General features: G+C 69.7%; 12 protein-coding genes and 1 pseudogene. 3 read left to right on the top strand and 10 right to left on the bottom strand.

Annotated elements, in window-relative coordinates; genetic code table 11:
- Window positions 1-136 precede the first annotated feature (136 nt).
- A complete protein-coding gene (locus ACFPIH_RS20410; protein ID WP_381173509.1) occupies window positions 137-700 on the top strand; it encodes a SigE family RNA polymerase sigma factor in 564 nt (187 codons plus the stop codon).
- Window positions 697-1,569 (top strand): hypothetical protein, encoded by an 873-nt coding sequence (locus tag ACFPIH_RS20415; RefSeq protein WP_381173507.1) that lies wholly within the window; start codon window positions 697-699, stop codon window positions 1,567-1,569. Before ACFPIH_RS20410 ends, ACFPIH_RS20415 begins: the two co-directional genes overlap by 4 nt.
- A 12-nt stretch (window positions 1,570-1,581) precedes the next feature.
- On the opposite strand, the gene ACFPIH_RS20420 is transcribed toward ACFPIH_RS20415, so the two are convergent.
- Window positions 1,582-2,736 (bottom strand): right-handed parallel beta-helix repeat-containing protein, encoded by a 1,155-nt coding sequence (locus ACFPIH_RS20420; protein ID WP_381173505.1) that lies wholly within the window; start codon window positions 2,734-2,736, stop codon window positions 1,582-1,584.
- Between the two features lie 164 nt (window positions 2,737-2,900).
- Here ACFPIH_RS20420 and ACFPIH_RS20425 point away from each other — a divergent pair.
- A pseudogene (locus tag ACFPIH_RS20425) lies at window positions 2,901-4,043 on the top strand (family 43 glycosylhydrolase); the annotation flags it as partial.
- Here the strand turns inward: ACFPIH_RS20425 and ACFPIH_RS20430 are convergent.
- The 9 genes from ACFPIH_RS20430 to ACFPIH_RS20470 all read right to left on the bottom strand — a co-directional run bounded on the left by ACFPIH_RS20430 (window position 4,036) and on the right by ACFPIH_RS20470 (window position 15,021).
- On the bottom strand, window positions 4,036-4,833 hold the full coding sequence (locus tag ACFPIH_RS20430) for an HAD family acid phosphatase (protein WP_381173502.1): 798 nt from the start codon (window positions 4,831-4,833) through the stop codon (window positions 4,036-4,038). The pseudogene ACFPIH_RS20425 and the gene ACFPIH_RS20430 overlap by 8 nt on opposite strands.
- Window positions 4,834-4,942: 109 nt before the next feature.
- The gene (locus ACFPIH_RS20435; protein ID WP_381173897.1) at window positions 4,943-6,058 is read right to left on the bottom strand and encodes a right-handed parallel beta-helix repeat-containing protein; all 1,116 of its coding nucleotides are present in this window, start codon (window positions 6,056-6,058) and stop codon (window positions 4,943-4,945) included.
- Between the two features lie 53 nt (window positions 6,059-6,111).
- Window positions 6,112-7,182, bottom strand: a complete 1,071-nt coding sequence (locus tag ACFPIH_RS20440; protein ID WP_381173499.1) for a dienelactone hydrolase family protein — start codon at window positions 7,180-7,182, stop codon at window positions 6,112-6,114.
- Window positions 7,163-8,197 (bottom strand): pectinesterase family protein, encoded by a 1,035-nt coding sequence (locus ACFPIH_RS20445; RefSeq protein ID WP_381173497.1) that lies wholly within the window; start codon window positions 8,195-8,197, stop codon window positions 7,163-7,165. Before ACFPIH_RS20445 ends, ACFPIH_RS20440 begins: the two co-directional genes overlap by 20 nt.
- A gap of 1 nt (window position 8,198) precedes the next feature.
- Entirely contained in the window at window positions 8,199-9,308 is a 1,110-nt protein-coding gene (locus tag ACFPIH_RS20450) for a pectinesterase family protein (protein ID WP_381173495.1), read from the bottom strand.
- An 87-nt stretch (window positions 9,309-9,395) separates the two neighbouring features.
- The gene (locus tag ACFPIH_RS20455) at window positions 9,396-10,709 is read right to left on the bottom strand and encodes a pectate lyase family protein (protein WP_381173493.1); all 1,314 of its coding nucleotides are present in this window, start codon (window positions 10,707-10,709) and stop codon (window positions 9,396-9,398) included.
- 28 nt (window positions 10,710-10,737) lie between these two features.
- The gene (locus tag ACFPIH_RS20460) at window positions 10,738-11,532 is read right to left on the bottom strand and encodes a rhamnogalacturonan acetylesterase (RefSeq protein WP_381173491.1); all 795 of its coding nucleotides are present in this window, start codon (window positions 11,530-11,532) and stop codon (window positions 10,738-10,740) included.
- A 100-nt stretch (window positions 11,533-11,632) separates the two neighbouring features.
- On the bottom strand, window positions 11,633-12,973 hold the full coding sequence (locus ACFPIH_RS20465; RefSeq protein WP_381173488.1) for an ABC transporter substrate-binding protein: 1,341 nt from the start codon (window positions 12,971-12,973) through the stop codon (window positions 11,633-11,635).
- A 77-nt stretch (window positions 12,974-13,050) separates the two neighbouring features.
- A complete protein-coding gene (locus ACFPIH_RS20470) occupies window positions 13,051-15,021 on the bottom strand; it encodes a pectinesterase family protein (protein ID WP_381173486.1) in 1,971 nt (656 codons plus the stop codon).
- Between the last annotated feature and the right edge of the window lie 21 nt (window positions 15,022-15,042).

Below are 15,042 nucleotides of genomic sequence, written 5' to 3' on the forward strand. Positions count from 1 at the left end.
CAGGTTTTCGCCGTGTTACGGAATCGGGCTTCCCCGCAGCTCCCGGCCGCCACATGATGTTCGAACCCTCGTGCCAATCCAAGAGGTAGATCGCTGCTACGCTTCCGGATCTCGCCGCACCGAGAAGAGGTCACCCGTGGGCACAGTCGTGGACGACGACGCCTCCGTGGAGTTTCACACCTTCTTCGACCGCCACTACGCCGAACTGTCCCGGCTGGCCCATCTGCTGACCGGCGAGGCCGACGCCGCCGACGATCTCGCGGCGGACGCCCTGCTCGCCCTGTGGAACCGCTGGGACCGGGTGCGCGCGGCCGACCATCCGGTGGCGTACGCCCGTGGCGTCGTCGCCAATCTGGCCCGCACCCGGATCCGCAGCGCCGTCCGCGAGCGCCGCAGGATCGCCCTGTTCTGGTCACAGCGCGAGGAGAAGACGGAGAACCCCGACGTCGCCGGTGTCGTGGACGTCCAGTCGGCACTGCGTAGACTCCCCTTCCGCAAGCGGGCCTGTGTGGTGCTCCGGCACGCCTTCGACCTGTCCGAGAAGGACACCGCGCTCGCCCTGGGGATCTCGGTCGGTACGGTGAAGAGCCAGACCTCCAAGGGAATGGCCGAGTTGCAGAAGCTGCTCGGCGCACAGGGAGCCCCGCTCAAGGTGCATGCGATGGCCCGCACCGGCGAGACTCCGGGAAGGAACCGATGACGATGCGGCGGGACGTGCACGACGAGCTGCGCGCCCGGCTGCACGAGGCGGCCGAGGCGCACGAGCCGAACCGGGAGCACATGCTGGCCCGGATCGAGCGCGGTATGGCGAGCCAGGAACCGGACCGGCGCGCCCACCGGGCGACCCGTCCGATGGTGTGGGGCTGGGCGCGGATCGTGGGCGCCACAGCGGCGGTCGCGAGCATGCTCGCGCTCGGCGGCTACGCGGTGGCCTCCGCGGTCAAGGACGACACCCCGGCTCAGCAGACGGTCGCCGTCTCCTCGCCGCCCGTGGAGTCCCCCGAGGCGACGAGCCGCCCGCCGTCCTCCCCCGACCCGTCCCCGAGCTCCGGCGGCGGTTCGAAGGCACCGGTGAAGCCGAGCACGACCCCCGCACCCACCGCGAAGTCCAGCCCCAGCGCCCCCGCCGTCGGCCTGCTGCCCGCGAACGACGACAACGAGGACGGCCCGCTGTGGTCGGACGGCTCGGTCGACCCGCACAGCAACGACTTCTGGGCGCAGAGCAATGTGACGCTGAAGACGTCCCAGGCGCTCACCTCGCTCACCGTGCAGCTGAAGATCGCGCAGACCGGCGGGGTGTCCACGGCGGGCGCCTGGCGCTCCCCGCCCGAGGACGACTTCACCTTCACGGTCGCCGAGCAGGACGGCTTCCTCGTCTACACCTGGGTCCTCAAGGACGGCCGCACGGTCGCCAAGGGCGAGTGGGTCTTCGCCGGACAGTACGACCACGACCGCGGCGGACGGAACGCCAAGGACGACACATACGCGATCACCGCCAAGTCCGCGGGACAACAGAGCTCGGTGGGAGGCGACTTCGCCTCCCACGATGACGATGACGGCGATTCGTAGCGGTCGGCCGACCTACTTCATCGTCGCGCCGATGGTCGTCGAGCCCGTGGTCAGGAACGTCGTCGCCGGCAGGGAGCCGTCCGCGGCGCGGGTGGCGTACGCCGTCGTCGCGTCGGTCGAGACGAAGGCGGGCGTGCCGACGCCGCTGTCCCAGCTGTTCGCCGCGGACACGGTCGAGCGGCCGAGCTTGTCCTGGCCGCCCCTGTCGCTCACGGCGAGGTTGCGGGCGAGGCGGGCCCTGCCGGTGGCGAAGTAGAAGCCGGTCTGGGCGTTGGAGTAGGCCGTGTTGCGGTTCAGGACGACGGCTCCGGTGTTGGAGTTCTCGGTGAAGCCGTTGAGGGTGTTGTCCCAGGCCGCGTTGCCGTTGACGACATGCGCGACGGCGACGCCACCGCCGCCCAGCTTGAACCCGTTGCCGTTGCCATCGAACGCCGGATCCCCCCACCGGTTCCTGCCGTTGCCGAAGGCCCAGCTGTGCTCGACGGTGACCGGTGTGGAGAACTGCCAGAGGTCGAGGCCGTCGTCCGAGTTGTTGAACAGACGCGCCCCGGTGATCCGGTTCCCCGCGCCCGAGCCGAACTTGACGGCGATGCCGTCGGCGTTCTGGCCGTGTCCTGCGGCGTCGTAGTTGCCGTAACTGTCCAGGTTCTGCACGAGGTTGCCGACGGTGTTGTCGCCGCGCAGGGTGAAACCGGAGTCGCCGTTGTTCGCGGTGACGAGGTTCCTGAAGATCCCGCCGGTCGACGAGGTGACGACGAAGCCCTGTGCCGGGGAGTTCTGGAAGGTGAGGTTCTGGACGGTCCAGTGGCTGCCGTAGATCCCGGCGAGCCAGGAGCCGGCCGCGAGCCTGGAACCGTCGATCTTCACCTTCTCGCCGCCGTACGCCTGGAGCGTGATGCGGGCCGAACCGGTGCCACTGGCCGTGGACTTGAGGGTGGCGGTCGGGTAGTAGGTGCCCGCGCGGACCTGGATGACCGTGCCGGCGACCGCGTTCTTCACGGCCGACTCCAGCTGGGCGGTGGTGGAGACGGTGACCGTCGAGGAGGCGGCCTCCGCACCGCCGTTCGACAGGCCGAGGTAGACACCGCCCGCTCCCGAGGCGACCACCACGGCGGCGGCGATCGAGAGCGTGCGGGTACGGCGGTGGCGTCCGGTGCTCAAACGCACGGGCTTTCCTTTCGAGGAGGGTCGGTTCGCACACCAGTGGCCGCCGTGGCCGGAAACGGTTGCCGTACCCGGCGAAGAAGATCGAAACTTGGCACTCCGAAGGCACCCCTCACGTCCCCGGAGCAGCGCCCATGACACAGCCCGCAGACACCGCCCACCCCTCCGCGTCGGTCGTGGACGCGACGGCGCCGGGGCAGAAGGGGTACGCGGTCGTCACCGAGGCCTCGGCCAAGGTGGTCCTGCCGATGGAACCGGGCGTCGAACTGCGCGGCCTCGCACCCGAGTTGCGGGTGAGCGAGGGCGCGAGCGTCACCCCGCCCTCGGGCACGCGCCGGGACTTCCGCGAGCCGCGGACCTACACGGTCACGGCGGCCGACGGCACCCGCCGCACCTGGACGGTCGAGGCCGTCCCCACCCGTGGCCCGGTCCTGCCCGGTCTCACCGCCGACCCCGAAGTGCACTACCTGGACGGCGAGTTCTGGATCCACCCGACGACGGACGGCTTCCAGGGCTGGAGCGGGACGCGCTTCAAGGCGTACTCCTCCCGGGACCTGGTCCACTGGACCGACCACGGGGTCGTGCTCGACCTGGGTACCGACATCAGCTGGGCGGACGCATACGCCTGGGCGCCCGCCGTGGCCGAGCGCGACGGCAGGTACTACTTCTACTTCTGCGCCGAGCAGCAGATCGGGGTCGCGGTCGCCGGCTCCCCCGCCGGCCCCTTCGAGGACGCGCTCGGCAGGCCGCTCGTCGCCAAGGGCGGCGCCTGGAGCGGTCAGATGATCGACCCGGCGGTCTTCACGGACGACGACGGACAGGCGTACCTCTACTGGGGCAACGGTCACGCGTACGTCGTCCCGCTCAACGACGACATGGTGTCCTTCGACCCCGCGCGGGTGAAGGACATCACCCCGGGCGACTTCCGTGAGGGGTCCTTCGTCGTGAAGCGGGGCGGCACGTACTACTTCATGTGGTCCGAGGACGACACCCGCAGCGAGAACTACCACGTGGCGTACGCGACGGGATCGTCCCCGCTGGGTCCGTGGACCGAGCGGGGGACGATCCTGTCCAAGCGTCCCGAGTACGGCATCCTCGCCACCGGCCACCACTCCGTGGTGAACGTGCCCGGCACGGACGAGTGGTACGTCGTCTACCACCGGTTCGCCCTGAACGGCCCCGGGCGGCCGGTCGGTGACGGCACCCACCGGGAGACGACCGTCGACCGGCTGTGGTTCGCCGCCGACGGAAGCATCGAGCCGGTGGTGCCGACCCTTGAGTCGATCGAACCCGTACGAGACGTCAGCTGACGAAGTACGTGGGGTTCGGCAGCTTGTACGTGCGGTCGGCGTAGCCGCCGTCCAGGTCCGAGTACTGGTCGCCGAAGTTGGCGACGATGTCGTACCCGAGGTCCTTCTCGATGTGCTTGCGGGTGCCGCCCTTGTACTGCACGGTGGTGCAGGTCCAGGCCCCCGGCGTGGCGCAACCGCTCAGGTACGACGGCGGGTTGGCCGTGTCCTTGAGGAACATGTGGCCGGCGTCGAGGTTCACATCGGCGCCGATCTTCTTCAGGTTCTCGACCGCGGCGGTGCGCTGGGCCTCGCTCAGGCCGGAGTTGTAGAAGACCTCGACGCCCTTCTGCTCGGCGTACCGGACGAGTTCGGCGCTGCCGAAGACACCCGGGCGGTCCGCCTTGTTGACGTACGCCGCCCAAGTAGCCGAGTTGTAGGTGTAGTTGTAGCGCTTCTCGTAGTCGAGGCTGAGCAGCAGCGTGTCGTCGATGTCGAAGACGACGGCGGGCTTCGCGTGGTGGCGGAGGCTCTTGCGGGCCGCCTTGTCGATGTACTTCTTGGCGTCGGCGTCGATACGCGCCAGATCCTTGGCGTACGGGCTGGTCGGCGACGCCTGGTAGACGCCATTGGCGTCCGCCGTGGTGCCGTAGTAGGTGTCGATGTCCTTCACCAGGAGCCCGATGTTGTAGGGCTCGTGGGTGGAGTTGGCCGTGGACTGACCGGCCGTGGCCGCACCCGCGCCGTACAGGGCACCGGCGGCGACGGCACAGGCGGCAGCGATCGCCGCGATACGCAGTGGCTTATGCATGACAGGTGTTCTACGCGCGTCACCCCGTCGGGCGCGAGACCCGTTGCCCGATCGAGACCGCGTGCCGGGCAAAAAACGGGTCAAGCGCCCTGGGGCGGGTGACGCCAGGTCAGTCCATCGTCGCGCCGATGGTCGTCGACCCGGTCGTCAGGAAGGTGGTCGTGGGCAGGGTGCCGCTGGAGCTGCGGGCGTTGTACGTCGTCGAGGCGTCCGTGGACCGGAAGGCCGGGGTGCCGATTCCGCTGTCCCAGTTGTTGCCGGCCGAGGTGACCGAGGAGCCCTTGCTGACCGAGCCGCCGCCGTTGCTCACGGCGAGGTTCTTGCCGAGCCTCGCGGAGCCGGTGGCGAAGTAGTAGCCCCACTTGCTGTTGGCGTACGCGGTGGTGCGGTTGATGACGATCGCGCCGGTGTTGGAGTTCTCGGTGAAACCGTTTCCGGCATTGCCCCAGGCGGCCGAGTTGTTGACGACGTGCGCGACGACCTCGCCGTCGCCGCCCAGCTTGTAGCCGTTTCCGTCGCCCGCGAACGCCGAGTCCGACCAGCGGTTGACGCCGTTGCCGAAGGCCCACGTGTGCTCGACGGTGACGGGCGAGGAGAAGGACCAGAAGTCGATCCCGTCGTCCGAGTTGTTGTAGAGGCGGGCGCCGGTGATGAGGTTGCCGGTGCCGGAGCCGAACTTCACGGCCACTCCGTCGGCGTTCTCGCCGTGGTTCGCGGCGTCGTAGTTGCCGTACGCGTCGATGTTCCTGACCGTGTTGTTGACGGTCCCGTCCCCGGTGAGGGTGAAGCCGGAGTCGCCGCCGTTGATGGTCTTGATGTTGTTCCAGACCGTTCCGGTGCAGGACTGGCAGACGACCGCGCTGTCCGGGGAGTTCTGGAAGGTGAGGTTGGAGACGTTCCAGTAGTCGGCGGTGAGCTTGAAGATCCAGTCGCCGTCGGGGAGGGACGAGCCGTCGATCTTCACCGTCTCCGAGCCGTACGCCGTGAGGGTGATCGGCGCGGAGGAGGTGCCGTTGGCCGTGGACTGGAGGGTGGCGGTGGGGTAGTAGGTCCCGGCGCGGACCTGGATGACGGTGCCGGCGGTGGCGTTCTTGAGGGCGTTGGAGAGGTCGGTGGAGTTGCTGACGACCACGGTCGCGGCCTGTGCCTGGGTGGGCAGGACGACGGCGAGCCCGGCGCCCAGGGTGAGGGCGGCGAGGGCGCCGAGAGCGGTGCGACGAGACAGACGGGACAGACGAGACATGGAGTGCGGTCCTTTCTCGTGCGGACGGGGATGGTTCAGGAAGGGGTGGTTCGCAGGACGGAGTCGAGCCATGTGAGGACCTCGTCCTGCATGCGGTCGGCGAAGACATGGCCGAGGTCCGGCCAGGTCTTCACGTGCAACCGCTCCTCGGCGTGGCGGGAGCGCCAGACGGCGCGCAGCTTCTCGTGGGCGGCGCGGACGCCGTCGGCGGGGAAGAGCGGATCGAGCCCGCCGGCGAAGAACAGCATCGGCCTGGGTGCGGCGATGCTCGCCACGTCGGGGAAGTCGAGGTACCGGGGCAGCCCCGGGTGGAGCAGGTAGTACGCGGACTGGCCGCGCAGCAGGTTGTTGCCGGGCACCAGCGTTTCCCGCAGGCCCGTCATCCAGCAGACGGCGGCCGCGGCGGCGAGGTCGTCGCAGAGCGCGGCGGTCTGCCAGGCGCGCAGGGCGCCCATGGAGAAGCCGACGGCCGCGACCCGGCGCGCGTCCACCCGGTCGAGCCCGGCGAGGAAGCCGGCGGCCCGGACGTCCTCGCGGGCCATGAGTCCGGCGAGTGAGGAACCGAGCTGGTAGTGGACCGCGGCGAGGGCCTGCTGGTCGTCGTAGGTGAGCGGGCCGCGGTCGCCCCAGCCGGGGGCGTCCGCGCACAGCACGGCGTATCCCCGCCCGGCCAGTTCGTCGCCCACGAACCGCCCGTCGAAGTGCTCCGCCGCCCAGGCCCGCGCGGAGGCGAGCCGGTCGTCGTCGTACCAGGGCCGGACCAGTTTCTCCTTGCCGATGTCGAACCTCCCGCCGTGGTCGTGCAGGAGGAGGACCGCAGGGAAGGGTCCGGGCCCGTCCGGGGTGAGGAGCACGGCGCGGACACGTTCGTGACGGGTGAGGGAGAGGGTCACCAACTGGGCGCCGTAGCCGTCCTGTTGACAGCGCTCACCGAACTCGGGCGCGTACGGGGTGCCGTCCTGTCGCCCGACGATCAGCGACTCCTCCACCTTGGCGCGGGCGGCCCGGCGCCAGGCGTCGAAGTCCCGGATCGGGGAGTTCCTCCAGGCGAGGGGGAAGGTGAGACCGGCTTTCAGCCGGAGGGGGTCAGGGACGACGACCGTCATAGGGACTCCAGTCCCCGAGATAGGTCCTTCGGGTGTGTGTGGCCGCCTCCTCGGCCGTCAGTCGGGGGCGGTTCTCCGGCACCGAAACCACGGCGCCGGGACCGGAGTTGGCGTACTCGCGGAAGCGCATGGTCTGCCAGGGGTAGGCGTCGCGCATGTTGATGTAGGGGGTGGCGGCGTCGATCCCGGGGCCGATCCAGGTGTCGCGCACGACCAGTGAGGGCCAGGCGGTCGTCTCGTACGTCGGCACCCAGGGGCGGGCGATCTTGTACGCCGCGTCCTCGGCGCCGGAGGTGATCCGGCCGCACAGGGCGAGGAAGCCGTAGGGGTTGGCGCGGGCGGTGGAGGGCGCGAAGACCATGCCCTTGGGGGTGAAGGTCACGTCCCGCTGGAGGGTGTGGAAGCGGCAGGAGTCGAACACGGCCCGGGCCCGCCCGAAGACGAAGTCGACGTCTCCTTCGATGTGACAGTGGCGGTAGTACTGCCGGTCGAAGGCGTCGAGCGCGGTGGTGTCCGCGAACAGGGTGTCCTGGTGGGCGAGGAGGCGGACGTTCTCGAAGTGGCTGCGGTCGCCCGTGACATAAGCGGCGACGGCCTGGGTGCCGGTGATGTCGGGATGGTCGGCGCGCAGCCAGTCGTTGGCGAGCGTGAGGTCGAGGACGGTCAGTCCGGGGGCGGCTGAGGTGAAGGTGGCGGAGCCCGCGGTGCCGTAGGTCCCCGAACCGTCCGGCCTGGGCGTCCCGTTCGCGTTGTCGTGGACGATGACGGCGGCGCGCGGGTCGCGACTCGCTCCGCGCAGGGTCAACTCGCCCTTGTTCGCGGGCACGTTGACGACCTCTCGATACGTTCCCGGGTGCACGACGATCGTCCAGCCGGGGGCCGTGACCGCGTCCACGGCCGCCTGGACGGAGTCGCCGGGGCGGACGTGCAGGACGCGGCGGGAGTGTGCGTGAGCCGGGGTCGCGGCGGTCAGGGCGGCGCCGGTCAGACCGGCGAGGAGGGTACGGCGGCGCATCTCAGCACTCCCCCTTCCATGGTTCCCAGTCGCCGAGGTAGGCGGCCCGGGTCGCGGACTCGGCCTGCTCGTCGGTGAGTTGGGGCCGGTTCTCCAGGACGGTGATCTCCGCTCCGGGGCCGGTGTTGCGGTACTCGGCGAACCGCTGGTCCTGCCAGGGGAAGGAGGCCGACATGTTGGTGTAGGGCGCGACCGCGTCGATACCGGGTCCGAGGTGGGTGTCGCGGACGGTGAGGCTCGGGCGGGCGGTGGTGTCGGAGCTGGGCACCCAGGGGCGGGCCAACTTGTAGGAGGCGGCGGGTGCTTCACCGCTGATCCGGCTCCGGGTGACCAGGTAGCCGAGCGGGTTGGCGCCCGCCGTGGAGGGGGCGAGGACGAAGCCGTAGGGCGCCCCGGCCAGGTCGGTGCGGTTCAGGGTGCGGAAGTGGCAGCGCTCGTAGACGGCGGTGCCACGGCCGAAGACGAAGTCGACGTCTCCCTCGGCGTAGCAGTGCGCGTAGTACTGCCGGGCGAAGGCGGCCAGGGCGATGGAGTCGGCGTACAGGGTGTCCTGGTGACCGAGGAAACGGCAGTGGTGGAAGGCGGAGCGGTCGCCCTGGACCTTGATGGCGACGGCCTGGGTGCCGGTGATGTCGGGGTGGTCGGCGCGCAGCCAGTCGTTGGCGAAGGTGATCCAGCGGGCGGTGAAGCCGTCGGCCTGCACGGTGGTGGTGGCCGAGCCGGTGGTGCCGTAGGTCCCGCCGCCGGGCTTGGGGGTGCCGGCCGCGTTGTCGTAGACGATGACGACGTCCCGGGCGTTCTCGGACGCGCCGAGCCAGGTGGCCCCGGTGCGGGTGGCGTCCAGGACGACGGTCTCCCGGTAGACGCCGGGTGCGAGGACGAGGGTCCAGCCGCTGCCGGTGGTGGCGGCCACGGCGTCGCGGACGGTGGTGAAGTCGCCCCGGCCGAGCGGGTCGACGTACCGGGTCCGCGGGGTGCGGCGGGCGGCCGGGGAGCCGAAGCGGCCGAAGGGCCGGCGGCGGCCGGTGGCCGCGTGCGCGGTCGGGGCGGCGAGGGCGGCGGCGGTTCCCGCGGTCACGGCGAGGAACCGCCTTCTGGAAAGGGGATGCATGCGGGTGCTCCTTCGCGGTGCGGCTCTGCTGAGGAGGGCGGCCGGGGCGGCGGTGGACGTCACCGACCCGGCCGTCGTAGGGACGGTTCAGCCCAGGCGTCCCGCGCCCGCCCCGCAGTCGACGATCCGGGGGACGGAGCGGGCGGGGTCGACCCCGGTGCGCAGGGTGGGCGTCCAGCCCGCGCCGGACTCCAGGGTCTCGGCGGGGATCTCGGCGTTGTGGACGGCGATCAGGTCGGTCTTCACGCCGTTGACGTAGTTGTCGTCGGCCGTCAGCGGCGAGACGTTCCACCGCTTGAGCGCCTTGGCCGCGCTGACCCCCTCGGGCAGCGTGAACGCGTTGTGCTCGGCGACGAGTTGGGACTCCTTGCCGATGCCGAAGCTGTAGGCGTAGTCGCTGTTGGCGATGAAGTGGTTGTTGTAGGAGTCGACCTGTCCGAAGCGGACGCGGGGCGCGCGTTCGACGAGGTTCGAGAACAGGTTGTGATGGAACGTCACCTTCAGATGGCCGCGGTCGCCGACGGCCGTCGACTCGCTGTCGCTGTTGCCGACGAGGATCGTCTTGTCGTGGTCGGTGAAGACGTTCCAGGAGGCGGTGACGTAGTCGGCGCCCCGGACGACGTCCAGTTCGCCGTCGTGCTGCTGGTAGAGCATCCCGAAGTGGGTCGGGGCGGCGCTGTCCGGGTGGGAGCCGTCGGTGAAGGTGTTGTGGTCCAGCCACACGTGCGTGGAGCCGTAGACGACGGCGGTGTCGTACTCGGAGTTCCAGTTTCCGGTGGCGCCGTCGGTCGGGTCCCACTGCGGGAAGCAGTCGAGGGGCGACTCGAAGGCGAGGTTCCGGATGATGACATTGTCGACGGCCTTGATCTGCAGGCTGACGCCCTTGAACCCGGCGTTTCGCCCCACGCCCACGATGGTGGTGTTGGACGGGATGTTCGCCTTGATCGCCTGGTCCTGCGCGGCGGCGGAGGCGCGCCGCAGCCCCTCCGGACTGTCGTCGGGCTCGGCGCTGAGGTCGGTGTCCAGGCCCCAGGTCTCCGGCGAGTACCTGGCGAGGTAGTCGTCGAAGTCGTAACCGGTCGCGGCGAAGGCGTCGCAGCCCTCGGCGACGGCGTCGATGACACCCTTCACCTTGATGATCTTCGGCGCGGAGCCTCCGGCGGCGAGGGCGGCCTTGAAAGCGGCCCAGGTGGTGACGGTGTGGACGTGCGCGGCGTCGGCGGCGGATCCGCCCGTCGTCCCGGTCCCGTACGAGCCCCAGCCGTCGCCGGCGGCCAGGACCTGCCGGCCGAGGTCGCGGGAGGCGGACTGGGCGGAAGCGGTGCCGGTGACGGACAGCGCCAGCGCTGTGCACCCCGCCAGAGCAGCAATGACGCGTCCATGACATCTCCGTGTACGCACTGTGCGGGTCTCCTCTTTGTTGCGGGCGTTACGACAGCGGATCGGGCCAGGTGATCCAGGACGTGGGGATCTCGTCGTGCAGCCGGACGGCGTCACGCGGTCCGAGCACCCGCGTCCGCAGCAGCTCCCGCACGACAAGCCGCGCCACGGCGATCGCGCCCGGCGGATTGAAGTGCGTGTTGTCCTGCTCGGTGTCGGTCCAGTTGAAGTAGGTCTTCGTCTCCTCGACCCCCAGCCGCTGCCACAGCGCGAGCGACAGCGCCTGGATGTCGAGCAGCGCCACCCGCTCCTCCTCGGCGAGCGCCCGCATGGCGGCCGGGTACTCCCCGTGCGTCGGCAGCGCGTCGCCCTCGGCGTCGAACCGCCGCCGCTCCACGGGCGTGGCGAGCACGGGCCGTGCCCCCTTCGCCCGGGCGCCGGAGATGTACAGCCGCAGGTAGTCCTGGTACGTCGTCCAGGGCTCGGTGTAGCGCGTGGGGTCGGCGGCCTTCTCGTCGTTGTGCGCGAACTGGACGAGCAGGAAGTCCCCGGGCCGGATCGCCGCGAGGATCGCGTCCAGCCGACCCTCGTCGACGAAACTCTTCGAACTCCGCCCGTTCAGCGCGTGATTGGCGACGGGCCGCTCGGCTTTCAGAAAGAAGGGAAGCGCCATACCCCACCCGGTCTCGGGTGCGGCATCGGAGTACTTCTGGGCGGCGGTGGAATCACCGGCGATGTAGAGGGTGCGGGGCCGGCCGTGGGCTTCGGCGGTGCCGGACACGGCCAGGGCGAGCGGTACGGCGGCCAACGCCGCCGAGGTGACCTGCCTACGGGTAAGGGACACGAACGTGCACCTCTCGAAGTTTTTGTCTTTTAGGGGCGCGGGGAACTGCGCGACCAGCCACGACCGGCCCGCAGTCGCCCCGCAACCACGACCACCCGAGCTATCCGTTGTTCTTCTTCCAGTCGGCCTGAGCCGCGTTCAGCTGGTCGGCCAACGTGTCCAGAAAGTCCTTCGCACTCATCTTCCCGAGCAGCACCTTCTGGTAGTTCGGCTCGTTGTCGGCCTTGGAAATGGTGTTCCAGTCGGGCAGGTAGTAAGGGAACTGCACGATCTTGGTGTTGGCCCCGTTCAGCGCCTCGGCGGCCAGCTTCGTCGGCTCGGCCTTCTGGATCCACGCGTCCTGCGCGGCCTCGGTGTTGGCCGGGATCTGCCCCGCGGACTCGTTGTACTTGGAGTTCTCCGCGTGCGAGACGGCGAACTCGACGAACTTCCAGGCCGCCGCCTTGTTCTTGCTGGGCTTGAAGACGCTCAGCCCGTCGACCGGGTTGGAGACCTGGACCCGGGTGCCGTCGTCCTGGGTCGGGCTCGGGATGCCCCGGAACTTGCCCGCGCCCAGCGCCTTCAAGTGGTCCTGGTAGGAGCCGAGGTTGTGGCTCAGCATGCCGATGGTGCCGCTGTCCCACTGGGCGACCATCTTGGTGAAGTCGTTGTTGACGTCGGCGGACGGGGTGTCCTTCTTGTACAGGGAGACGTACTTCTCCAGCGCCGCGACGATCTTCGGATCGTTGACGGTGGTCTTCTCGCCGTTCCAGAAGGTGTCGATGCCGGTCTGGCTGTACGCCGCGTCGAGCGCCGGCGCGATGGAGCCCTCGCCGCCGCGGATGGTGAAGCCGAACTCGTTCTTGTCCTTGTCGGTGAGCTTGTCGGCGGCCTCGTAGAACTTCGTCCAGGTGGTCGGCGCGTCCAGGCCGGCCTGCTCGAACAGGTCGGTGCGGTACCAGAGCGTGCCGTTGTTGGACGAGGTCGGGATCTGGTACAGCTCCTCGCCGCCGCCCGCCGCCCGGCTGCTGTCCACGAGGTTCTGGCTCAGCTTGCCCTTGAGGTCGCTCTTCTCCAGGCGGCTGTCCAGCGGCTCCAGCGCGCCCTGCACCGCGACCTCGGCGAGCATCGCGGTGCCCACCCCGCCGACGTCGGGCAGACCGCCGCCCTGGATCGCGGTGTCGTACTTGGACTGGGCGCTCGCGGCGGGGATCCCGACGTACTTGACCTTGATGTCCGGGTTCGCCTTCTCGAAGTCGGCGATGATCTCCTTCCAGATGTCGGTGCGGACACCGCCGTTGTTGTCCCAGAAGGTGATCTCACCCTTGCCGGAACCCTCGCCTCCCTTGTCTCCCGCGCTGCCGCTGCCGTCGTCGCCGCAGGCGGTGGCGGTCAGCGCGAGCACGGAGCCCAGGGCGACGGCCAGGGCGGCGCGCCTGCTTCTGTGGTTGCTGCTCTTCATGTGGTCGGCTCTCTTCTTCCGGATCCAGCGGAGACATGCGGAGTTGTGGAGCAGTGAGGCTGTGAAGCTGTGGGGAGTCAGTGGCGGGCCTGAGGGGCCCAGCCGTCGGCGCCCTCGAGATAGGTGGCGACGCTGTACGTCCTCGCGTCGGCGTCGCTCAGCTGCGGCCGGTCCGCCGAGGTCACCGCACCCGGCCCGTGGTTGCGGTACTCGGCGAAGCGCGCGTCCCGCCAGGAGAACCCGCTCATGTCGGTCCACGGCGCGGACTTGACCGCCGCCGGCAGCTCGGTGTCCCGGATCAGCACCTGCGCGACCGCCGCCGGCTCCCCACCCGGGTGCCAGGGCCGGCCGAGATGGAAGGACTGCTCGGGCGCGTCGCTGACGACCTTCGAGTGGGTGATCAGAAACCCGTACGGGTTGCCGGTCCAGGTCGAAGCGGCCGTCAGGTAACCGTTGTTGGTGGTGGAACCGCGGCTCAGCAGCCGGATCACCGACCGCTCGATCACCGTCGTGGCCCGCCCGTAGACGAAGTCGACGTCGCCCTCGATGTAGGAGTCGCGAAGGTAGACACGGCTGACGGCGGTCAGCCTGGGGCTGTCGGTCATCAGCGTGTCCTGGTTGCCGAGGAAGGCGGTGTCGTCGAAGACGATCCGGTCGCCGGTCGTCTTCATCGCCAGCGCCTGCTCGCCGTTCAGCTCGACCGCGGACTCGTCGAAGTCGTTGCTGAAGGTGAGATGGCGGGCGGTGACGTCGTTCGCGGCGATCCGAACCGTCGCGCTCCCCGTCGAACCCCCGTACTCCGCGGGGGTGTCGTAGACGATGACGGTGTCGGAGCGGTCGCGTCCGGTGCCCTGGAGGACGATGTTCGGCTTGGTCGCCGGGACGAGGACCTTCTCGCGGTACGTCCCCGGTGCGACGGCGATGGTCACGGGCTCGGCGTTGCCGTCGGGCACGGCGTCCACGGCCGCCTGCACGGTCGGGTGGTCGGCCGGGACCCGCAAGGTCACGCCGATCCGTTTCTGCGGTCCTGAGAAACGCCCGACCAGCGCGGGGACAGCGGCGGCCGGGTCCAGCCGGTAGTCGTAGAACGCCCGGGGATCGAAGGCGGCGCCCCAGGTGTCGGTCCGCCCGCCCGTGTTCCGCAGGATCGAACCGCGCTGCACCAACTCGGCGGTGGAGTCGGCCTGGTAGGGGTGCTGGACCCCGTCGTAGTAGCCGTTCTCGATGACCATCTTCGTATGGCCCCGCGACCAGTTCCCGTACGTCCACACCGGGTCCCCGTCGGTCACCTGGGCCGAGACGTAGTTGTTGTAGAGGTGCGCGTAGGCGCAGTTGTCGGCGGACGGGTTGCGCTGCTTGGTGCCCGTGAACCAGTTGTGGTCGATGGTGATCTGGGTCTGGACGTTGGTCGTCCAGCCGATACCGAAGGCCTTGTTGTGGTTGCTGAACTGGTTGTAGGAGACGGTGACGTACTGGCTGTCCTTGCGGATGTCGAGCAGTCCGTCGCCCATGTGTGTGAAGCGGTTGTGATCGATCCAGACGTGGTCGGCGGTGTCCATCTGGATCGCGTCGAAGTCGGTGGTCTTGCCGTCCCAGTCGCCCTCGACGTACGAGTCCCGGATCGTCAGGTTGCGGATGATCACGTTGTGGGTGCCGGGGTCGAGATGCAGCTCGCCGTGGACGATCTCGCCGGTGTCGCCGACCCCGATGATCGTCTTGTCGGAGCCGACGACGATGTCCGACCCGAACGGCTCCACGGCGACCGAGCCCCTGACCCGGATGACGTACGGCTCCTCGGCCGCCGCGTACCTCGCCAGTGACGCCTGGTCGGTGACGGTGACGACCTTGCCGCCGGCGCCCCCGGTGGTGCCCCCGGCGAGGGAGGCGAAACCGTGGGCGCGGTCGGTCCAGCGGTCGGCGGTGACGGACGCCGAGGTGCTCGCCCTCGCCTCACCGGTGGCCCCGAGGCACAGGGCCGCGACCAGTCCGGCCACGGCGGCCCAGACCATCCCTGGTCTCGGCAAGCGCTTGCTAGGGAAGTGCGACATTGCGGCTCCCAACAGGCATAC

The sequence above is a fragment of the Streptomyces vulcanius genome (genome assembly GCF_042653945.1).
Classification (GTDB): domain Bacteria; phylum Actinomycetota; class Actinomycetes; order Streptomycetales; family Streptomycetaceae; genus Streptomyces; species Streptomyces mangrovi.